Source organism: Pseudodesulfovibrio mercurii (genome assembly GCF_000189295.2).
Lineage (GTDB): Bacteria > Desulfobacterota > Desulfovibrionia > Desulfovibrionales > Desulfovibrionaceae > Pseudodesulfovibrio > Pseudodesulfovibrio mercurii.
In genome coordinates this window covers 3181089-3202483 of sequence record NC_016803.1, presented here as the reverse complement: position 1 = coordinate 3202483, position 21395 = coordinate 3181089, and the positions used below count along the sequence as shown (strand labels likewise).

General features: G+C 65.9%; 13 protein-coding genes. 5 read left to right on the top strand and 8 right to left on the bottom strand.

Going from position 1 to position 21395, the window contains the following annotated elements; genetic code table 11:
- From DND132_RS14460 to nifJ, 3 genes are all read left to right on the top strand, one after another.
- Entirely contained in the window at window positions 1–2115 is a 2115-nt protein-coding gene (locus tag DND132_RS14460; RefSeq protein WP_014323495.1) for an FAD-dependent oxidoreductase, read from the top strand.
- A gap of 147 nt (window positions 2116–2262) precedes the next feature.
- A complete protein-coding gene (pta, locus tag DND132_RS14455; protein WP_014323494.1) occupies window positions 2263–4383 on the top strand; it encodes a phosphate acetyltransferase in 2121 nt (706 codons plus the stop codon).
- Window positions 4384–4491: 108 nt separating this feature from the next.
- Window positions 4492–8082 (top strand): pyruvate:ferredoxin (flavodoxin) oxidoreductase, encoded by a 3591-nt coding sequence (nifJ, locus tag DND132_RS14450; protein ID WP_014323493.1) that lies wholly within the window; start codon window positions 4492–4494, stop codon window positions 8080–8082.
- 461 nt (window positions 8083–8543) lie between these two features.
- On the opposite strand, the gene DND132_RS17810 is transcribed toward nifJ, so the two are convergent.
- The 5 genes from DND132_RS17810 to DND132_RS14425 form a co-directional block, all read right to left on the bottom strand.
- Entirely contained in the window at window positions 8544–8903 is a 360-nt protein-coding gene (locus tag DND132_RS17810) for a NirD/YgiW/YdeI family stress tolerance protein (protein ID WP_014323492.1), read from the bottom strand.
- A 548-nt stretch (window positions 8904–9451) separates the two neighbouring features.
- Window positions 9452–10396, bottom strand: coding sequence for a hypothetical protein (locus tag DND132_RS17805; RefSeq protein ID WP_014321949.1), 945 nt, complete (start codon window positions 10394–10396; stop codon window positions 9452–9454).
- A 77-nt stretch (window positions 10397–10473) separates the two neighbouring features.
- Window positions 10474–11520 (bottom strand): IS1595 family transposase, encoded by a 1047-nt coding sequence (locus DND132_RS14435; protein ID WP_014321948.1) that lies wholly within the window; start codon window positions 11518–11520, stop codon window positions 10474–10476.
- 135 nt (window positions 11521–11655) lie between these two features.
- Entirely contained in the window at window positions 11656–13137 is a 1482-nt protein-coding gene (locus tag DND132_RS14430) for a helicase HerA-like domain-containing protein (RefSeq protein WP_014323491.1), read from the bottom strand.
- A gap of 126 nt (window positions 13138–13263) precedes the next feature.
- The gene (locus DND132_RS14425) at window positions 13264–13917 is read right to left on the bottom strand and encodes a TetR/AcrR family transcriptional regulator (protein ID WP_014323490.1); all 654 of its coding nucleotides are present in this window, start codon (window positions 13915–13917) and stop codon (window positions 13264–13266) included.
- A gap of 87 nt (window positions 13918–14004) precedes the next feature.
- Between DND132_RS14425 and DND132_RS14420 the strand changes: the two genes are divergently transcribed.
- Complete coding sequence (locus DND132_RS14420) at window positions 14005–15285, top strand: efflux RND transporter periplasmic adaptor subunit (protein ID WP_081475948.1); 1281 nt, start codon at window positions 14005–14007, stop codon at window positions 15283–15285.
- 7 nt (window positions 15286–15292) lie between these two features.
- The gene (locus tag DND132_RS14415) at window positions 15293–18460 is read left to right on the top strand and encodes an efflux RND transporter permease subunit (protein ID WP_014323488.1); all 3168 of its coding nucleotides are present in this window, start codon (window positions 15293–15295) and stop codon (window positions 18458–18460) included.
- Between the two features lie 260 nt (window positions 18461–18720).
- On the opposite strand, the gene DND132_RS14410 is transcribed toward DND132_RS14415, so the two are convergent.
- The 3 genes from DND132_RS14410 to DND132_RS14400 are packed head-to-tail and all read right to left on the bottom strand — an operon-like array spanning window position 18721 to window position 21216.
- Window positions 18721–19488 (bottom strand): ABC transporter ATP-binding protein, encoded by a 768-nt coding sequence (locus tag DND132_RS14410; protein WP_014323487.1) that lies wholly within the window; start codon window positions 19486–19488, stop codon window positions 18721–18723.
- Window positions 19485–20258 carry an ABC transporter permease gene (locus tag DND132_RS14405; protein ID WP_014323486.1) on the bottom strand — a complete coding sequence of 258 codons (774 nt, stop codon included), beginning with the start codon at window positions 20256–20258 and terminating at the stop codon, window positions 19485–19487. Before DND132_RS14405 ends, DND132_RS14410 begins: the two co-directional genes overlap by 4 nt.
- A gap of 1 nt (window position 20259) precedes the next feature.
- Window positions 20260–21216: an ABC transporter substrate-binding protein gene (locus tag DND132_RS14400; protein WP_014323485.1), complete on the bottom strand. Its 957-nt coding sequence runs from the start codon at window positions 21214–21216 to the stop codon at window positions 20260–20262.
- Window positions 21217–21395 lie beyond the last annotated feature (179 nt).

The following is a 21395-nucleotide window of genomic DNA, read 5'->3' as shown; positions in this document are numbered from 1 at the left end:
ATGATACTGACATCGGGACTGACTCTGTTCGGCATCGGCCTGCTGGCGGCGGCCATCCTGGGCATCGCCTCGAAGCTCCTCTTCGTCAAGGAGGACCCGCGCATCGCGCTCATCGAGGACAACCTGCCCGGGGCCAACTGCGGCGGCTGCGGCTTCCCGGGCTGCTCGGGCGCGGCGGCCGCCATCGTGGCGGGCAAGGCCCCGGCCTCGGCCTGCATCGTGGCCGACTCCGAGGCCATCGCGGTCATCGCCGCCCTCATGGGCCAGGAGGTCGTCGAGCGCGAGCCCGAGCTGGCCGTGCGCGACTGCACCGGCGGGCTGCGGGCCGAGGACGCCTTCCACTACGAGGGCGCCCTGGACTGCCGGGCCGCCCACCTGCTCTACGGCGGGTCCAAGTCCTGCCCCGAGGGCTGCCTGGGGTTGGGCTCCTGCGTGCGCGCCTGCCCCTTCGACGCCATCCACATGGGACCCGAGGGGCTGCCGGTCATCGACCCGAACCGCTGCAAGGCGTGCGGCAACTGCGTGGACGCCTGCCCGCGCGGCGTCATCGCCGTGTCCGGCATGTCCGCCCGGCTGCTGCACCTCAACCAGACCACCGACTGCCTGGCCCCGTGCCGCCAGAAGTGCCCGGCCCAGATCAACATCCCCAGGTATATCGAGCAGATCAAGGCGGGCGACTACGACGGCGCGGTCATGACCATCAAGGAGCGCAACCCGCTGCCGGTCACCTGCGGCCGGGTCTGCCCCCGGCCGTGCGAGACGGTCTGCCGCCGCCAGCACGTGGACGCCCCGGTGGGCATCAACATGCTCAAGCGCTTCGTGGCCGACCGCGAGCTGCGCTCGGGCGTCCACCTGCCCGTGCCCTGCGCCAGGGACACCGGCAAACGCGTGGCCGTCATCGGCGGCGGCCCGGCCGGGCTGTCCTGCGCCTATTTCCTGCGCCGCCTGGGCCACCACCCGACCATCTTCGACGCCATGCCCAAGCTCGGCGGCCAGACCCGCTACGGCATCCCGGAATACCGCCTGCCCAAGGCGGACCTGGACTGGGAGATCCAGGGCATCCTGGACCTGGGCATCGACACCCGCATGAACACCCGGTTCGGCCGCGACTTCACCCTGGAATCCCTGAAGGCCGAGGGTTTCGACGCCACCTTCATCGGCATCGGCGCGTGGCGGGCATCCGGCATGTACGCCGAGGGCGAGGACCTGGACGGCGTCATGGGCGGCATCGAGTTCCTGACCGCCCACGCCCTGGGCCAGAAACCCGAGACCGGCAGCAAGGTCATCGTGGTCGGCGGCGGCAACACGGCCATCGACGCGGCCCGCACCTGCGTCCGCCTGGGGGCCGACGTGACCCTCATGTACCGGCGCACGCGGAACGAGATGCCCGCCGCCGAGGAAGAGATCGACGGGGCCGAGGAGGAGGGCGTGAAGTTCACGTTCCTGGCCGCCCCGGCCCGGGTCATCGGCGACGAAAACGGCCGGGCCACCCACCTGGAATACTACGAGATGGAGCTCGGCGAACCGGACGCCTCCGGACGCCGCCGCCCGATCAAGAAGGAGGGCTCCGAGCAGCGCATGGAGGCCACCCTGATCATCCCGGCCATCGGCCAGAAGCCCGACCTCGCCTGCCTGTACGAGGACAATCCCGAGGGAACCTGCGCCCTGGAGACCACCAAGTGGCAGACCATCGCGGCCGACCCGGACACCTTCGAGACGGCCATCCCCGGCGTATTCACGGCGGGCGACGTCTACACCGGCCCGGACCTGGTCATCTCGGCCATCGGCGACGGCCGCAAGGCGGCCCGGTCCATCCACTACCACCTGACCCAGGCCGCCATCCCGGTCCCCGAGACCACCCAGAAGGGCATGATCCCCTATACGTTGTTCAAGGAAATCGACCACGTGGAACGCAAACAACGGGCCGTCCTGCCCCTCCTGTGCCACGGCGACGACCGCACCTGCACCTTCAGCGAGGTGGAGGGCCCCCTCGACGAACCCCAGGCCCTGACCGAAGCCGACCGCTGCCTCCGCTGCGGCCTGGTCTGCTACGACCGGGACGAACCGTTCCTGGCCGAGGAATCCCCTGTCGAGGAGACCCAGGCCGGAAACTGACCAACCAAGCCATACCCCATGCCCTACGGAGCATAGCGGATGCCGTCGTCAACAGCCCCGACGTCACCCACGGCATCCGGCCGGGAGAAGGCGCTCCGACAACCGCCTTCTCCCGGTTCTCCACCGGGCCGGTCCAAGGAGACCGACATGTCCAAGAGCCTCTACATAGCAGCCACCGAAGCCCGCAGCGGCAAGTCCGCCATCGTCCTCGGGGTCATGCATCTGCTGCGCGCCAACCTCCAGAACGTGGCCGTGTTCCGCCCGGTCGTCAGCGACCCGCTGGAGGGACGACGCGACCACGACATCGACCTGCTGCTGCGCCACTTCAAGCTCGACCAGCCCTATGAGCGGACCTACGGCTACACCCTGAGCGAGGCCCGCAGGCTGATCAACAGCGGCAACAAGGCCCTGCTCCTGGAGAACACCCTGAACAAGTTCAAGGAGCTGGAAAAGGAGTACGACTTCGTGCTCTGCGAGGGCACGGACTACATCGGCGGCAGCGCCACCCTGGAGTTCGAGATCAACGTGAGCATCGTCTCCAACCTGGGCTGCCCGGTCCTGGTCGTGGTCAACGGCCTGGACCGGACCGACGACGAGCTGTGCGGCTCGGCCCAGCGCACGGTGGAAATCTTCGAGGAGCGCGGCCTGGAGGTCCTGGGGCTGATCGTCAACCGCGCCCGGCCGGACTTCTCCCCCGGGATGCTCAGGGACCTCAAGGCCCGGACCCGAACGGCCCAGCCCCTGCTGACCTACGCCATCCCGGACGACAAGCGGCTGGGCAACCCGACCATCCACGACGTCATCAAGTGGCTGGACGCCAAGGTCCTCTACGGCCACGGCAGCCTGGACACCCCGGTGGACAGCTTCCTGACCGCGGCCATGCACATCACCCATTTCCTGGAATACATTGAGGACGGGGCCCTGATCATCACCCCCGGCGACCGCATGGACATCATCCTGGCGGCCATCTCCTCGCGCCAGTCCGCGGCCTACGGGAACATCGCGGGCATGGTCCTGACCGGCGGCATCCAGCCCTCCGTGTCCATGCACCGGCTCATCGAGGGCTGGACCGGCGTGCCCCTGCCCATCCTGAGCGCCCGGGACCACACCTACATGGTCACCCAGACCCTCCAGGCCCTGCACGGAACCATCGACCCCGAACACCCGGCCAAGATCGCCGCCTCCATCGGCCTGTTCGAGGCCCAGGTGGACATCGAGGAGCTGCGCGACCGGCTGGTCGCCTCCCGGACCACAAAGATCACGCCGATCATGTTCGAATACAACCTCATCGAGACGGCCAGGGCGCAGCGCATGCGCATCGTCCTGCCCGAGGGCACGAGCGAGCGCATCCTCCGGGCCACCGAGATATTGCAGCGGCGCAACGTGGCGGACATCACCCTGCTCGGCGACCCCGAGGCCGTGGCCGCCCAGGCGGCGGGCCTGGGCGTGGAGCTGAACGGCGCCCGCGTGGTGGACCCGGCCTCCTCGCCGCTCTTCGAGGACTACGCCGAGCGCTACTTCGAGGCCCGCAAACACAAGGGCATCCGCATGGCGGACGCCCGCGACCGCATGGTGGACCCGACCTATTTCGGGACCATGATGGTCCACGCGGGCCAGGCCGACGGCATGGTCTCCGGCTCCGTGACCACCACGGCCCAGACCATCCGGCCCGCCTTCGAGTTCATCAAGACCAAGCCGGACGCCGCCATCGTCTCGTCCGTGTTCCTCATGTGCATGGGCGACCGCGTGGTCTGCTTCGGCGACTGCGCGGTCAATCCCAAGCCCGACGCCCGGCAGCTGGCCGAGATCGCGCTGAGTTCGGCCCAGACCGCCCGGCTCTTCGGCATCGACCCGTTCGTGGCCATGCTCTCCTATTCCACGGGCGGGTCCGGCTCGGGCGCGGACGTGGACAAGGTCGTGGAGGCCACGGCCATCGCCAAGGAACTGGCCGGGGAGCGCGGGCTTTCCCTGCCCATCGAGGGGCCGCTCCAGTACGACGCGGCCGTGGACCCGGAGGTCGCCCGGACCAAGCTGCCCGGCTCCGAGGTGGCGGGCAGGGCCACGGTCTTCATCTTCCCGGACCTGAACACCGGCAACAACACCTACAAGGCCGTGCAGCGGGCCGTGCCCGGCTCCGTGGCCATCGGCCCGGTCCTCCAGGGGCTGAACAGGCCGGTCAACGACCTGTCGCGCGGCTGCCGCGTGCGGGACATCGTCAACACCGTGGCCATCACCGCCATCCAGGCCCAGGGCCAGAGGAACCTCTAGCATGCGCATCAGTTCCGGCGAGGCCGGAGATCGTCCGCGCCACACCGGCCCTTGCCGGGGCGCGACCATATACCGAACCGCAACGAGCAGAAAAAAACGGAGCACGATATGTCCAAAATGAAGACCATGGACGGCAACACCGCCGCCGCCTGGGTGGCCTACGCCATGAGCGAGACCGCCGCCATCTATCCCATCACCCCCTCCTCCACCATGGGCGAGATCGCCGACGAATGGGCCGCCCAGGACAAGAGGAACGTCTTCGGCCATCCCCTGAAAATCCGCCAGATGCAGTCCGAGGCGGGCGCGGCGGGCGCGGTCCACGGGTCCCTGGCTGGCGGCGCGCTGACCACCACCTTCACCGCCTCCCAGGGCCTGCTGCTCATGATCCCGAACATGTACAAGATCGCGGGCGAGCTGCTGCCCTGCGTCTTCCATGTCTCCGCCCGCGCCGTGGCCGGGCACGCCCTGTCCATCTTCGGCGACCACCAGGACGTCATGGCCTGCCGCCAGACCGGCTTCGCCATGCTCGCCTCGGCCTCGGTCCAGGAGGTCATGGATCTCGCCCTGGTGGCCCACCTGGCCACGGTCGAGTCCTCCGTGCCCTTCGTCTCCTTCTTCGACGGCTTCCGCACCTCCCACGAGATCCAGAAGATCGAGACCATCGACTACGCGGACATGCTGCCGCTCCTGAACAGGGACAAGGTGGCCGAGTTCCGCAAACGGGCCATGAACCCCGAGCACCCGAACATCCGGGGCACGGCCCAGAACCCGGACATCTATTTCCAGGGACGCGAGGCGGCCAACCCCAACTACGCGGCCATCCCGACCATCGTCGAGGAGTACATGGTCCAGGTCTCGGCCCTGACCGGTCGGGCCTACAAGCCCTTCGACTATGTCGGCGCGCCCGACGCCGAGCGGGTCATCGTCTCCATGGGCTCCTCCTGCGAGACCATCGAGGAGGTGGTCAACCACCTGGTCGCCAACGGCGAAAAGGTCGGCCTGATCAAGGTCCGGCTGTACCGCCCGTTCTCGGCCAAGCACTTTCTGTCCATGTTGCCCGCCGCCTGCACCAGGCTCGCGGTCCTCGACCGGACCAAGGAGCCGGGCGCCCTGGGCGACCCCCTGTACCAGGACATCTGCGCCGTGTTCCTCGAGCAGGGCGGCGGCCCGGCCGTGGTCGGCGGACGCTACGGCCTGGGCTCCAAGGAATTCACCCCGGCCATGGCCAAGGCCGTGTTCGACAACCTGGCCCAGGCCGCGCCCAAGCGCCGCTTCACCGTGGGCATCGACGACGACGTGACCCACTCCTCCCTCGTCCCGACCGGGACCCTGGACACGACCCCCAAAGGCACCGTGCAGTGCAAGTTCTGGGGTCTCGGTTCGGACGGCACGGTGGGCGCGAACAAGCAGGCCATCAAGATCATCGGCGACAACACCGACATGTACGCCCAGGGCTACTTCGCCTACGACTCCAAGAAATCGGGCGGCATCACCATCTCCCACCTGCGCTTCGGCGACGAACCGATCCAGTCCACCTACCTGGTGGCGGCCGCCGACTACGTGGCCTGCCACAACCCGAGCTACGTGCACCTCTACGACGTGCTGGAGGGCATCAAGGACGGCGGGACCTTCGTGCTGAACTGCCCCTGGACCGGCGGCGAGATCGAAAACCAGCTCCCGGCCGCCATGCGCCGGACCATCGCCCAAAAGAACCTCAAGTTCTACACCATCGACGCGGTCAAGATCGCGGGCGAGGTGGGCCTGGGCGGCCGCATCAACATGGTCATGCAGACCGCCTTCTTCAAGCTGGCCGACGTCATTCCCTTCGAACAGGCCGTCAGCCTGCTCAAGGACGGCATCGACAAGGCCTACGGCAAGAAGGGTCCGAAGATCGTCGAGATGAACTGCGCCGCCGTTGACAAGGCCCCGGCCGCCCTGGTCAAGGTGGATGTCCCCGCCGCCTGGGCGAGCCCGGCCGACGAACCCGCCGCCCAAAACGACGAGCCCGACTACGTCAGGAACGTCATGCGCCCCATGCTGGCCCAGAAGGGCGACAGCCTGCCGGTGTCCGCCTTTTCCAAGGACGGGACCATGCCGACGGCCACCTCGAAATATGAAAAGCGCGGCGTGGCCATCAACGTGCCCCAGTGGATCGCGGACAACTGCATCCAGTGCAACCAGTGCGCCTTTGTCTGCCCCCACGCCGCCCTGCGCCCGGTCCTGCTGACCGAGGCCGAGCTGGCGGGCGCGCCCGCGACCTTCGCCACGGTCGAGGCCAAGGGCAAGGACGTCCAGGGCATGCGCTACCGCATGCAGGTCAACACCCTGGACTGCCTGGGCTGCGGCAACTGCGCCGACATCTGCCCGGCCAAGGACAAGGCCCTGGTCATGCGGCCCATCGCCACCCAGACCCCGGACCAGGCGCCCAACTTCGACTTCACCGAGACCGTGTCCTACAAGGACGCCTTCAAACGCGACTCGGTCAAGGGCTCCCAGTTCCGCCAGCCGCTCATGGAGTTCTCCGGGGCCTGCGCGGGCTGTGGCGAGACCCCCTACGTCAAGGTCCTGACCCAGCTCTTCGGCGAGCGCATGGTCATCGCCAACGCCACGGGCTGCTCGTCCATCTGGGGCGCAAGCGCCCCCTCCACCCCCTACTGCGTCAACCGTGACGGGTTCGGCCCGGCCTGGGGCAACTCCCTGTTCGAGGACGCCGCCGAGTTCGGCTACGGCATCAACATGGGGTTGAACAACCGCCGCGAAATCCTCGTGGCCGACTGCGAAAAGGCCCTTGAGACCGCCACGGGCTCCGTGAAGACCGCCCTGACCGCATGGCTGGCCGCCAAGGACGACTCCGAGGGGTCCGCCGCCACCGGCGCGACCCTCAAGGCCGCCCTCGAAGGCGCTGCCGACCCGACCCTCAAGGCCATCGCGGCCAACGCCGACCTGTTCACCAGGAAGTCCGTGTGGATCTTCGGCGGCGACGGCTGGGCCTACGACATCGGCTACGGCGGCGTGGACCACGTGCTCGCGTCCGGCGAGGACATCAACATCCTGGTCCTGGACACCGAGGTCTATTCCAACACCGGCGGCCAGTCCTCCAAGGCCACGCCGCTCGGCTCCATCGCCAAGTTCGCGGCCGCGGGCAAGCGCACCGGCAAGAAGGACCTCGGCCGCATGGCCATGACCTACGGCTACGTCTACGTGGCCTCGGTCTCCATGGGCGCGGACAAGCAGCAGCTTCTCAAGGCCTTCCGCGAGGCCGAAGCCTACAATGGGCCGTCACTGATCATCTGCTACGCCCCGTGCATCAACCAGGGCATCAAGAAGGGCATGGGCAAGACCCAGCTCGAACAAAAGCTGGCCGTGGCCTCCGGCTACTGGCCCCTCTACCGCTTCGACCCCGAACGGGCCGACAAGGGCGAAAACCCGTTCCAGCTCGACTCCAAGGGGCCGGACGGCACGCTCCAGGAATTCCTGTCCGGCGAAAACCGCTACGCCATGCTGGAGCGGTTCCACCCGGACCTGTCCAGGACCTACCGGGCCCGCATCGAACAGGACTACGACAGGCGCTACGCCATCCTCAGCCGCATGGCCGAGGCCGCGCCCGTCACCCCCGAATCCGAAGACCCCGCCGCCTGCGACGCCGGCATCTCCGCCGAGAGCCCCGGCTCCGGCGAACCGTGCGACGACGGCCGCTAACCGACAATAACGCGGGTGGAGTTTTGTGACCGCAACTTACAAAATATAACTCCTAAGGAATCACCCCCGCGTTATGGGCCTCCCGCCACCGGCGGGAGGCCTTCTTTTTTGATGCCTCCGGCGGCCAGGGGGGAAACTTTTGAATAAGTTTCCCCCCTGGACCCCCCTTCCAAACGTTTTATGTGCCTTCGGCAAAGGCGTATGGACGCGGAAGGGCAGATCATTTTTGCGGGAAAATGAGGAAGACAACGCAGATTCCGCCCGAGCACGACTTCCCATGCTCGCACCCCGCGAAGCGGCGATAAAAAGTTTAGGAGGGGAGAGGGGATGGGGGTCCGGGGGAAGGGGGGAGGGGAAGCCCTTTTCCAAAGGGTTCCCCTCCCCCCTTCCCCCGGCCGCCGGAGGCACAAAAAAAGGGACGCCCTTTCGGGCGTCCCTTTTGGGTGAATATATGGATGGAATTACTTGTCCAGGGTCACGGAGTCGGCCTGGACTTCGGTGTACATGAGGTCGCCGACGATCTTGCCGTTGATGTCCACGTCGGCATGGGTGAGGGCGGCCGGGTTGGTCTCGGCGTTCTCAATGTGCACGAGCAGTTCGCCGGTATTGTCGGAGAACAGCACGCTGTCGTTGTTGATGACCTTGACGATATGGCCGTGCAGGGCCACGCCGGTGTCCATGCCCGAGGCGTTGGCGGCGGCCACGGTGTGGGCCCGCATGTCCTGGGACTGGAACGAGCCGGCAAAGGTGTTGGCGGCGGCGAAAGCGGTGGCGGCAAAGACGGTAAACACGAGCATCAGGGCAAAGGTGAAACGCTTCATGACAATATCCTCTCTGTAAATTTGTTGGCTTCTCACTGCCGGTTCCCAACCGGCGATGCCTTTCATCTACCACAGTGTAACAAAATGTGAAGTAAAATTTTGCACTTTAACTTATTGTTTTAACTTTATTTTTAAAAAATCTTCACATTTTAATTGATCGGTCAATCAAAACATAAGCCCTTTTCGGGGGCTGACAAGGGGGAAAGGGGCAAAAAAATACCACCGGGTCAGGGACCGAAAAAGGGGTCGTCACTCCTTGTTTCCGGTCCCTGCCGGGGAGTGTTTCGGGGGTGCGATGAGGGGTGGCTCGGATCGGCCGGAGAGGGATGCGGTCGGGGTTGGCTCTGGGGAACTACCCGGGTCGGTCGAAAAGAACGACCGAAGGCGCCGGAGGCGATTCGACTTTTCGACTCGGGATGGGCCGGGCTCCGAAAAAACACCGGGAACGCCGCCGCGAAAGGGCCTTCACCGCCCGGTTTCCCCTCCCCTGCGCCCTGCATATCCTATAAAAAAACGGGATTTTAAAACATTCTGTTGTTTTTCAGCGATTAGGTGTCGTAGCCAATGATTTTCACGACGATCTTGCTGATACCGCTGGTCAGCCAAGCCCCGCCCTTGTACCAGCTCTTCGAACGCAAGTTTCCGCTGACACTGGATGTCTCACGCATTCCGCTTGCATCCCACTGTCTTTCCTTGGTTCTGCCGTCGGCATAATGTTCTTGGATGACGGCACCCTGCTTGAGAAGAAGGCGCTTGAATTCCTTGGTGTCGCCCGGCACATATTCGATGGGTAGGGTCTGCCCGGTTTTGCGTGGGGCAGATTGCGCTGGAGCGGCAGTGGCCTTTGCGGGACGCGGAACACGGTCTTCAAACAGCCCCACGAGCTGGGCCGCTCGCAGATATAGTTCGCTTGTGTCGGCCACCTGCTTTTGGAGCGGGGTCACATCGTCGAGTACGATGTTTTTGAAGCCTTGGTTGATAATGGTCTGGAACCGGAAGCCGTCCCGGCGTCCACGGAAGAAGGATTCCATCATCCGGGCAGCTTCCTTCACGCCCTGGATAGTAGCGTTGTTGACCTTTGGGGACAGGAAAAGGATCTCGGCGGGCACGCCGGGGAAATGGATGTCGATGGTCAGAGCCGTCCGAAACAGCTTCTTGACGATCCGGGCGGCGGTCTCGGCTTTAGGGCCGTATTGCAGCCCGTTCGTGTGAAAGGCAATGTCGGCGGCGATGACTTTCCTTGCCATCCCTTGCACGAACTGCACGCCGAGTACGTCGATTTCGGCCTGGCCGAGGAACTGGGAAAGGCTGGATGTCTTTTTCAAGACTTTTCCCGAGAACTCGGCGGCGCCTTCCCTGTACCACTGTTCGTGTTCGGCAGTGATCTCCCCAGGCCATATGGGGGACGGCTTCCAGTTCAGTTCGGCCAGTTGGCACCCCCTGCAATGGCGTACCCACGTCCTTACCAGCGATTCGCCTATTTCGACCTTCATATCCGCTCCTGATGAGTTTTCACCTCATACGACAATGGCGCATGGCGGTCCACCCCGGAGCGAAACATTTTGGCCGGTTACGGCTCCTGGCCGACCTTGAATGCCCGGAAGTCCCTGACGGGCGCATAGGCGGTCTTGCGGCAAGCCTGACGGTAGAATTCCTCCAGCCTGCTCTTGGATTCCAGCTTGGTCACGATCCGCAACAGGTTGAACCACGCCATGTAGTGGTCGAGGAACTTCGAGGCCACGCCGCAGAACCGGCGCATCCATTCCTTGAGACCCGCGTGGTAGTTGTTGACGTGCTGGATGTGGTGGACACCCTGGGTGTACACGCCCTGACGGCTGTTCAAGCGGACATGCCGGATGCCCTCGCGCTTGGCGTAGGTGGCGAAGCCGGACATGGAGTCCGTGACAAGCGTGCTGTCCGGCATGATGTTGCCGCCGATGGCCCGCGCGACCTGATCGGCCGACAAGCGCCCCCGGCCAGCGGCATGGCTTAACACGTCACCATCGCGGCTGAGCCCCACCAACACGGCCACTTGTTCGTTCGAGATACCGCGTTTCCGTGCGACGCCCCGGTGCTTCCTCGGAGGACGGTGCTTCAGGTTGCGGCTTCCCTTGTTGGATTCGACGAAAAAGGTTTCGTCCATCTCGACGATGCCGGACAGGATATCCCGGGCATGCAACGCCTTCAGGCCACACAGGATCTTGTGCCGCCAATAGAAGGCCGTGGGGATGGAAATCTCGAGCCGCTTGGCGGTCCGGGGAAGGCTCAACCCCTCGATCATGCATCGGATGTAGCGGGACCACAGCTCGGGCTTGTGGGTCCCCGCCATCGGCGTCCCCGTCAGTTCGGTAAAGGTGCGTCCGCAATCCTTGCACATGTACCGCTGGCGGGCCATGTAGGCGTTCTTGTCGCTGTACGCGCCCCAACGCTTCACATCGACGCTTCCGCACCTGGGGCAGTGCCTGCCATCAGCGAAACGCGCCTCGACGATGGTATCCCTGAACCCCTTCAACCCCTCGATGTGCTCGTGGAGATAGGCTTCGATGCGGCGGGCGCAGGCTTCCTGCTGGTCTTTATTCAACGATCTGAACTGGTTGATAACGGCCTGAATAGACATTGCGCTTTGCCTCCTTTTAGTCCATACTAAATAGTTAGACTTTTTTCGGCAAAAGCAACATTATTTTTTAAAATGCCGTAAAAAAAAGGATGCAGGCATCCACCCGCATCCCTTTTCCGTGATCCTGCGGGGGAATTATTTCAGGAGGCCGCCGAGCACGCCGCGCACGATGCGGCGGCCGAAGGCGGAACCGATGGAGCGGATGGCGGATTTGGCGAAGGCCTCCACCAGTCCCTGGCGGTTGGAGTTGGAGCGGCCGGCCCGGGCGGCCTTGCGCTCCTCCTTTTCGCGTTCCTGCTGCTGGAGCTGGGCCTGGCGCTGCTCCTCCTGTTCCTGGCGGCGGGCGGTCAGGATCTCGTAGGCCGACTCCGGGTCGATCTCCTGTTCATAGTGGCCGTAGAGGACCGAGCCCCGGATGAGCTGGTCCTGTTCCCCCGGTTCGAGCACGCCCAGGCGGCTGCGCGGGGGCAGGATAAAGGCCCGCCGGACCATGGCGGGCGCGCCCTTGCGTTCGAGAAACGAGACCAGGGCCTCGCCCACGCCCAGGTCGGTCACGGCCGCCTCCACGTCCAGGTCCGGGTTGATGCGGAAGGTCTGGGCCGTGGTGCGCACGGCCTCGCGGTCGCGCGGGGTGTAGGCGCGCAGAGCGTGCTGCACGCGGTTGCCGAGCTGGCCGAGCACCTCGGGCGGCAGGTCCGTGGGCATCTGGGTGACGAAATACACGCCCACGCCCTTGGAGCGGATCAGGCGGACGACCATCTCGATCTTGTCCACCAGGGCGCGTGGGGCGCGGTCGAAGAGCAGGTGCGCCTCGTCGAAGAAGAAGACCAGCCGGGGCTTTTCCGGGTCGCCCACCTCGGGCAGGGCCTCGAACAGCTCGGACAGGAGCCACAGGAGCATGGTCGAGTAGACGCGCGGCGAGCGCAGCAGCCGGTCCGCGGCCAGGATGTTGATCATGCCCTTGCCGCCCTCGGTCTGCATCAGGTCGTCCAGGTTCAGGGCGGGTTCGCCGAAGAATTCGTCTCCGCCCTGCTCCTCCAGGGCGAGCAGGCCGCGCTGGATGGCCCCCACCGAGGCCGCCGAGATGTTTCCGTACTGGGCCCGGAACCGCTTGGCGTTCTCGGCCAGGTAGACGAGCATGGCCCGCAGGTCGTTCAGGTCCAGGAGCAGCAGCCCCTCGTCGTCGGCGATGCGGAAGGCCATGGACAGGACCCCGCTCTGGGTGTCGTTCAGATCGAGCAGCCGGGCCAGGAGCAGCGGACCCATCTCCGAGACCGTGGTCCGCAGGGGGTGTCCCTTGGCCCCGAACACGTCCCAGAAGGTCACCGGGTAGGCCTGGTAGGTGAAATCGGCAAGCCCGAGCTGCTCCACCCGCTCCCTGACCTTGGCGTGGTCGCCGCCGGGCCGGGCCATGGTCCCGAGATCGCCCTTGACGTCGGCCATGAAGACCGGCACGCCGATGTCGCTGAAATGCTCGGCCAGGACGCGCAGGCTGACGGTCTTGCCGGTTCCGGTGGCCCCGGCGATGAGGCCGTGGCGGTTGGCCATGTGGGGCAGGATGCCGAGGGGGAGGTCGCCGCTCACGGCCACCTCGAGCAGGGGAAGATGTTCGCTCATGAAAGTCTCGCGCTGGGTTGTCGGGGTTCGCGCCGGGCGAACCCGGAATGATTCTCGTTTGATCCCAACATACCGCAATTCCGGCGGGAGTAAAGGCGAAAGCGGCCCCGGTCGGCGGGCGGCGGATCAGTCGTCGGCGGCGCGCTTCCCGGCGGGCAGGGCCCCTTCCAGAAATATGGCGATGCACTGGCGGAAGTGGGCGATGCGCTCCTCGCGGTCGCTCCAGCTGAACCCGCCCAGGGCGTCGAAGATGACCGCGCCGGTGAACACGTCCAGGAGCATGTGGGCGGCGTTGTCCGTGTTCTGGATGGCCAGCCGCCCCTTGCGGCATTGCCGGTCCAGCCACTCCTTGAGTTCCATGCGGTTGCGGTGCCCTCCGTGGCGGCGCAGGATGTCCCGGATCTGGGGGTGCTGCAGGGACTCGATGTTGGCGGTGCGCAGGAACGCCGCGCGGATTTCGTAATTCTGCTGATCGATGTCGATCATGAACATGCGCGCCAGGGCCTGGTCCAGGGGGAGGTCGTCGTACCCGTCCCCGAAGTCGATCATCTTCAGGCGGTGGGATTCGACCACGGCCGCAAACAGGTCGAGCTTGCCGGGGAAAAGGCGGTACAGGGTCTGCTTGGAAATTCGGCAGCAGGCCGCGATCTCTCTGGTGCAGGTACCGGCGAACCCCTTGCGCACGAAAAGCTTTTCCGCCGCCTGGACAATCTGCCGACGGCGCTCCGCGTCGGGCACGGTCTTGGGGCGGCCGCGTCTGGCCTTGACATCCGTTCCCACCCGGCTTCCTCCGTTTAACATATTTTCACAATTTACCGGATTGACAGCAGAGCCCGTCATCCTTATGAGTACTGCCTGGTACCGTAAATGATCCCGCTTCCAAGCGTCAAGGAGGAATCCGCATTGCAGATCCTGTCCCACAGCCATTTCCACTTTGCAACGGGCCGCGCCGCGACCGTGCCGCTGGTCCTCTTCTGCCTCCTGGTCCTGACCGGCCTGGCGGGCTGCGAGGACAAGACTCCCGAGGCCAAGGCCAACCGGGCTCCGGTTGAGATCGGCGTGGAAATCCTGCACCCGCAGTCCGTGCACCTGACCACCGAACTGCCCGGCCGGACCACGGCCTCGCTCGTGGCCGACGTCCGCCCGCAGGTGGACGGCATCATCCGCGAGCGACTCTTCCGCGAGGGCAGCGAGGTCAAGGCCGGGGACGTGCTCTACCGCATCGAGCCGTCCTCCTACCGCGCGGTCTACGACAGCGCCGTGGCCACCCTGAAAAAGGCCCAGGCCGCCCTGCCCAGCTCCGAGAACAAGGCCAAGCGCTACTCCGAGCTGATCAAGGACAAGGCCATCAGCTCCCAGGACTACGAGGACGCCAGGGCCATCTACGAGTCCGACCTGGCCGCCGTGGCCTCGGCCAAGGCCGAAGTGGAGCGCGCCCGCATCAACCTCGGCTACACCGAGATCAAGGCCCCCATCAGCGGCCGCATCGAGAAGTCCGACCTCACGCCCGGCGCGCTGGTCACGGCCAACCAGAGCGTCCCGCTGACCACCATCCGGCGGCTCGATCCCATCAACGTGGACATGACCCAGTCGAGCACCAGCCTGCTCAACCTGCGTCAGGCCATCGCCTCCGGGCGCATCCACGTGTCCGGCACGATCATGGCGGTGAAACTGAAGCTCGAAAACGGGACCATCTATTCCCACCCCGGCTCCCTGGAGTTCTCCGAGACCAAGGTGGACGAGTCCACCGGCACCTTCACCGTGCGCGCCGAGTTCCCCAACCCGGACCGGCTGCTCCTGCCCGGCATGTACGTCCGCGCCATCATCGAGGAAGGCGTGATCGACAACAGCTACCTGGTCCCCCAGCGGGCGGTCAGCCGGAACACCAAGGGACAGCCCGTGGCCATGTTCGTGGGCCAGGACAACAAGGTCGAGGAGCGGGTCCTGTCGGTCAGCCGCAACGTGGGCAACTCCTGGCTGGTGGAGTCCGGCATCGGCGACGGCGACAAGCTCGTGGTCGAAGGCTCCCAGTTCGTGCGCGCCGGCCAGGTGGTGACCACCAAGGAAATGACGGTGGAGGACGCGACCGGCGAGGTCAAGCCCGTGCAGGACGCACAGCCCGCCCAGGGCGCAGGAGCGGAAGGCTAGCCCGATCATGTCCGAATTCTTCATCAAGCGGCCCATCTTCGCCTGGGTCATCGCCATCGTCATCATGCTCGCGGGCCTGCTGGCCCTCGACACCCTGTCCATCTCCCAGTACCCGGACATCGCGCCCACCTCGGTGCGTGTCAGCTGCAACTACCCCGGCGCGGACGCCAAGACCGTGGAGAACTCGGTGACCAAGGTCATCGAGCAGGGCATGACCGGTATCGACAACCTGGACTACATGACCTCCACGTCCACCTCCACGGGCCAGTCCGACATCACCCTGACCTTCACCAACGCGGCCAACCCCGACGTGGCCCAGATGCAGGTCCAGAACAAGCTCCAGCAGGTCACCTCCCAGCTGCCCGACGTGGTCGAGAGCAACGGCGTCAGCGTGACCAAGTCCTCGGCCAGCTTCCTGATGGTCATCGGCTTCGTGTCCACGGACGGGAGCATGTCCTCGGTGGACATCGCCGACTACGTGGACAGCTCCCTGAACGACACCCTCAAGCGAGTGGAGGGCGTGGGCGACACCCAGCTCTTCGCCTCGGCCTACGCCATGCGCATCTGGCTCAACCCGGACAAGCTGGCCGGGTACTCGCTCATGCCCGGCGACGTGGCCGCGGCCATCCAGGCCCAGAACACCCAGATTTCCGCCGGACAGCTCGGCGGCCTGCCCTCGGTCAAGGGCCAGCAGCTCAACGCCACCATCACCGCGCGCAGCCGGTTGCAGACCCCCGAGCAGTTCCGCAACATCATCATCAAGAGTTCGGCCAACGGCTCCATCGTCCGCCTGTCGGACGTGGCCGAGGTCGAACTCGGGGCCGAGAGCTACACCACCAACGGCCTGTACAACGGCACCATGCCCTCCGCGGGCCTGGCCATCAAGCTGGCCACCGGGGCCAACGCCATCCAGACCGCCGAGGCCGTGGAAGCGGCCATCGCCAAGCTCTCGCCCACCTTCCCCCGAAGCATCAAGGTGGTCTACCCCTACGACACCACCCCGTTCGTCAAGCTGTCCATCTCCGACGTGATCGAGACCCTGATCGAGGCCATCATCCTGGTCTTCCTGGTCATGCTCATCTTCCTGCAGAACATCCGGGCCACCTTCATCCCGACCATCGCCGTGCCCGTGGTCCTGCTCGGCACCTTCGCCGTGCTCTCCATCGCGGGCTACTCCATCAACACCCTGACCATGTTCGCCATGGTCCTGGCCATCGGCCTGCTCGTTGACGACGCCATCGTGGTCGTCGAGAACGTGGAGCGCGTCATGGCCACCGAGGGGCTGAGCCCGCGCGAGGCCACGCGCAAGTCCATGAAGGAGATCTCCGGGGCCCTGGTGGGCATCGCCACGGTCCTGTCCGCGGTCTTCGTGCCCATGGCCTTCTTCGGCGGGTCCGTGGGCGTCATCTACCGCCAGTTCTCCCTGACCATCGTCTCGGCCATGATCCTCTCGGTCCTGGTGGCCCTGATCCTGACCCCGGCCCTGTGCGCCTCCATCCTGCGTCCCGTGAACCACCACAAGCCGTTGTGTTGCTTCCGCTGGTTCAACCGCTGGTTCGACCGCTCCACCGACGCCTACCACGACGGCACGGCCTGGATACTGCGCCGCACCGGCCGCCTCCTGATCGTCTTCCTGCTCCTCATCGCGGCCATGAGCTGGATGTTCGCCAAGCTGCCCAGCTCGTTCCTGCCCATGGAGGACCAGGGCATCCTCATCGCCAGCGTCCAGCTCCCGGTGGGGGCCACCCAGGAACGCACCCAGCGGGTCATGGACAAGGTCTCGAGTTATTTCCTGAATCATGAGAAAGAGGCCGTGGAGGGCGTCTTCACCACCGTGGGCTTCAGCTTCAGCGGCGCGGGCCAGAACGTGGGCATCGCCTTCATCCGGCTCAAGCCCTTCGAGGAACGGCACGAGCCGGGCCTGTCGGCCCAGGCCGTGGCGGGCCGCGCCATGGGCGCCTTCTCCCAGATGCGCGAGGCGCGCATCTTCGCCCTGGCCCCGCCCGCCATTCACGGCATGGGCACGTCCAACGGCTTCGACTTCTACCTCCAGGATATCAACGGCGCCGGGCACCAGAAGCTCATGCAGGTGCGCAACCAGTTCCTGGCCCTGGCCGCCCAGAGCCCGCTGCTGTCCAACACCCGGCCCAACGGCCAGGAGGACCAGCCGCAGTACCACATCGACATCGACCAGGAGAAGGCAAGCGCCCTGGGGCTCTCCTTCGCGAACATCAACACCACCCTGTCCACGGCCTGGGGCAGCGACTACGTCAACGACTTCATCGACCGGGGCCGGGTCAAGCCCGTGTACCTCCAGGCCGAGGCCCAGTTCCGCATGCAGCCGAGCGACGTGAACCGCTGGTTCGTGCGCAACGACACGGGCGGCATGGTCCCGTTCGCCTCCTTCGCCTCGGGCCGGTGGACCTACGACTCCCCCCGGCTGGAGCGCTACAACGGCTCGTCCGCCGTGGAGATCCAGGGCCAGGCGGCCCAGGGGGTCAGCTCCGGCGACGCCATGAAGGAGGTCGCCCGGATCATCGGCGAACTGCCCGCGGGCTTCAACCTCCAGTGGACCGGCCTGTCGGCCCAGGAGGAGCTGTCCGGCAACCAGGCAGCGCCCCTCTACGCCCTGTCCATCCTGGTGGTCTTCCTCTGCCTGGCGGCGCTGTACGAGAGCTGGTCCATCCCGTTCGCGGTCATCCTGTCGGTGCCCGTGGGCATCTTCGGCGCGCTGCTGGCGGCCACCCTGTTCGGCCAGAGCAACGACGTCTACTTCAAGGTCGGCCTGCTGACCACCATCGGCCTGGCCGCCAAGAACGCCATCCTCATCGTGGAGTTCGCCGTGGCTCAGCAGGAACACGGGGCCGGGGTCATCGAGGCCACCCTGACCGCCGCGCGGCTCAGGCTGCGCCCCATCCTGATGACCTCGTTCGCCTTCATCCTCGGCGTGACCCCCCTGGCCGTGGCCTCGGGCGCGGGCTCCGGCGCGCAGAACTCCGTGGGCATCGGCGTCATGGGCGGCATGATCGCGGCCACCATCCTGGGCATCTTCTTCATCCCCATGCTCTACGTGGCCCTGCGCAAGGTCTTCAAGTTCAAGCCCGCCGTGCACTTCGACGACGACCTCGAACCGGCCAGGCCGACCAAGCCGGTCAACCCGGACGGCGCGGCCTAGCCGCCCCGCACCACGCACAACACGGCCGCGTCCCGACATCCGGGGCGCGGCCTTTTTTTCGTCCGCAGCCGACCCGTCGGTCCTGGTTCCCGAGACGGCGGGCATCGCGGAAGGCTGCCCCTCCGTCCCAAGGGGGGGCGACAGAACGGCACGCGGGTGCTCATCACGCCCGCGCAAGGGCGGGCCCGGAGGTCCGCGGGGAACAGTCACAAAAAACCCCGGCGCAGGGCCGGGGCGATCATGTCTTGAAAGGCTTTCGGCTAACCCGCCGCGATCTCCTCCCAGAGGAGGTCCATGATCTGCGACTTGACCCGCGAAAACGCCGGGGTCAGCGAGGCCTTGTGGTCGCGCGGGCGGGGGATGTCCACGGGCACGCGGGCCTTGATCCGGCCCGGCCGCCTGGACATGATGTAGACGTTGTCGGCCAGCAGGATGGCCTCGTCGATGTCGTGGGTGATGAACAGAATGGTGCTCGATTCCTTGCGCCAGACGTCCAGGAGCAGCTCCTGGAGGAGCAGCCGGGTCTGGGCGTCCAGGGCCCCGAAGGGCTCGTCCATGAGCAGCATGACCGGCTTGTTGGCCAGCACGCGGGCGATGGCCACGCGCTGCTTCATGCCGCCCGAAAGCTCCTTGGGCAGGGCGTTCTCGAACTCGGACAGGTTCACCAGGTTGATGTACTTGCGGGCGATCTCGGCCCGCTCGGCCGGGGGCACGCCCTTGAGGCGCAGGCCGAACTCCACGTTCTTGCGCACGGTCAGCCAGGGGAAAAGCGTGTACGACTGGAAGACCATGCCCCTGTCCGCGCCCGGCCCGGTGATGGGGCTGCCCTCGAGCACGGCCGCGCCCGAGGTGGCGCGTTCCAGCCCGGCCACGATGTTCAGCAGGGTGGACTTGCCGCAGCCGGACGGCCCGACGATGACGGCCAGCTCGCCCCGGTCCACGGTCAGGTTGATGTCCTCGAGCGCGGTCACCTCCCCCTTGTTGGAGTCGAAGACCTTGCCCAGATGGTCGATGGACAGCATGGTCATCGTTTTTCGCTCCAGGGGGTTATGATGCGCGTCAGCAGCTTGAACAGGTAGTCGGTCAAGAGCCCGAGCACGCCGATGATGATCAGCCCGGCGAAGATCCGGTCGATGGCCAGGAACCGCTGGGCGCGCAGGATCATGTAGCCCAGCCCGGAGTTGGCGGCCACCAGCTCGGCCACCACCAGGTAGGTCCAGGCCCAGCCCACGGTGATGCGCAGATCGTCCATGATGCCCGGCAGCGCGCCGGGGAACAGGACCAGCCGGTAGGTCTGCAGGCGGTTGGCCCCCAGGGTGGCGGCGGCCCGGCTCAGGTCGGCGGGCACCGTGGCCACGCTGTCCGCGACCATCAGGACCAGCTGGAAGAAGGTGCCCAGAAAGATGATGGCGAACTTCTGGGCGTCGCCGATGCCGAAATAGAGCAGGGTCAGCGGGACCAGGGCGACCACGGGCAGGTAGCGGGCGAACTCCATGACCGGGGCGACCATGTGCGAGGCGCGCCGGGACGTGGCGATGAGCAGCCCGAGCGGCACGGCGATCACGGCCGCCAGGGACCAGCCGACCATGACCCGGTACACGCTGTCCCAGGTATAGGAAAAGAGGATGCCCTCGCGGTACATCTCCCCGAAGGACAGGAAGACCTTGTGCGGCGCGGGCAGGAACAGGGGCTTGACCGAGCCGGAGTAGGCCAGGACCGCCCATATGCCGAGAACGGCGGACAGGGACGCGGCAGCCAGCCACGCCCCTCTCCGCACGGTCGGATTTCCCTGTTTCATGCTACTCGGCGTTGACGTAGTCGGCGCTGATCAGCGCGTCCACGGACACGTCCTTGGTGATGATGCCCTTGGACTTCCAGAAGGAGATGGCCCGCTCGGCGACCTCATAGACGCTGTTGGGCTGGGACTTGTCGAAGAACGCCTTGTTGTCGGCCTGGCCGATGAAGGTCACGCCCGAGGCCATGTCGGCCATTTCCTGGGTCTCGAGGCCCATGGCCTTGGCCATGATCTCGTTGCCCTTGTCCGGGTTCTGCACGTACCAGGCGATGGCCTGGTTCCAGCACTTGGTCATCTTGGCGGGCACCTCGGGGTGCGCCTTGACGTAGTCGGCGTTGAGCACGAACACGTCCACGATGGTCTTGGGCATTTCCTTGGACGAGACGAGCACATGGCCGCCCTCGCGCTGGCCCGCATTGGTCAGCCAGGGCTCCCAGGTCACGGCGGCGTCGATGCGCCCGGCCACGAAGGCCGCGCCCGCGTCCGAAGCGCCCATCTCGGTGATGTTGACGTCCTTCTCGTCCACGCCGTTCTTGGCCAGGATGGACAGGAAAAAGAAATAGGAGGTGGAGGACTTGTCCAGCCCCACGGTCTTGCCCTTGAGGTCGGCCACGGTCTTGATCTCGCCCGAGGCGACCACGCCGTCGCCGCCGGTGGACTCGTCCATGCCGAAGATGACGACCTCGGGGGTGCCCTTGGCGTAGTGGATGACCTCGCGGTCGAGCACGTTGCCCAGGCCGTCGATGTTGCCCGAGGCGAGCGCCGCGGCATACTGGGCCTCATCCTCGATGATGACCAGGTCCACGTCCAGGCCTTCCTTTTCGAAGTAGCCGAGTTCCTTGGCGATATACAGCGGCCCGTAGCCGACCCAGGTGGCGTGGGCGACCTTCACCGGCGTACCGGCGAAGGCGGTGGAAGCACAGAGCGCCAGCGCGCAGACCATCATCATAATGCGTTTCATGATATACCCCTCCAGGGCGTTCGGGACGGGAAATCCCCCACGGCCGCCCGTCGCCGGAACCCCTCCTCGCGCGTATCGGCCCGGATTTCCAGCAACCCGCATTTCGTCGTCACCTGATAGTCCACTTCCGTCACACACGCAACAATTTCGGCCACGCCGCCCCCCCCGGCGGCCACGGC

What these genes read in the sequence shown, in the direction of transcription:
- DND132_RS14400 (WP_014323485.1), bottom strand. Translation starts at nt 21,216, where the DNA reads ATGAAACGCATTATGATGATGGTCTGCGCGCTGGCGCTCTGTGCTTCC.
- DND132_RS14430 (WP_014323491.1), bottom strand. Translation starts at nt 13,137, where the DNA reads ATGAGCGAACATCTTCCCCTGCTCGAGGTGGCCGTGAGCGGCGACCTC.
- DND132_RS14410 (WP_014323487.1), bottom strand. Translation starts at nt 19,488, where the DNA reads ATGACCATGCTGTCCATCGACCATCTGGGCAAGGTCTTCGACTCCAAC.
- DND132_RS14460 (WP_014323495.1), top strand. Translation starts at nt 1, where the DNA reads ATGATACTGACATCGGGACTGACTCTGTTCGGCATCGGCCTGCTGGCG.
- DND132_RS14420 (WP_081475948.1), top strand. Translation starts at nt 14,005, where the DNA reads ATGATCCCGCTTCCAAGCGTCAAGGAGGAATCCGCATTGCAGATCCTG.
- DND132_RS14405 (WP_014323486.1), bottom strand. Translation starts at nt 20,258, where the DNA reads ATGAAACAGGGAAATCCGACCGTGCGGAGAGGGGCGTGGCTGGCTGCC.
- DND132_RS17810 (WP_014323492.1), bottom strand. Translation starts at nt 8,903, where the DNA reads ATGAAGCGTTTCACCTTTGCCCTGATGCTCGTGTTTACCGTCTTTGCC.
- DND132_RS14435 (WP_014321948.1), bottom strand. Translation starts at nt 11,520, where the DNA reads ATGTCTATTCAGGCCGTTATCAACCAGTTCAGATCGTTGAATAAAGAC.
- DND132_RS17805 (WP_014321949.1), bottom strand. Translation starts at nt 10,396, where the DNA reads ATGAAGGTCGAAATAGGCGAATCGCTGGTAAGGACGTGGGTACGCCAT.
- pta (WP_014323494.1), top strand. Translation starts at nt 2,263, where the DNA reads ATGTCCAAGAGCCTCTACATAGCAGCCACCGAAGCCCGCAGCGGCAAG.
- DND132_RS14415 (WP_014323488.1), top strand. Translation starts at nt 15,293, where the DNA reads ATGTCCGAATTCTTCATCAAGCGGCCCATCTTCGCCTGGGTCATCGCC.
- nifJ (WP_014323493.1), top strand. Translation starts at nt 4,492, where the DNA reads ATGTCCAAAATGAAGACCATGGACGGCAACACCGCCGCCGCCTGGGTG.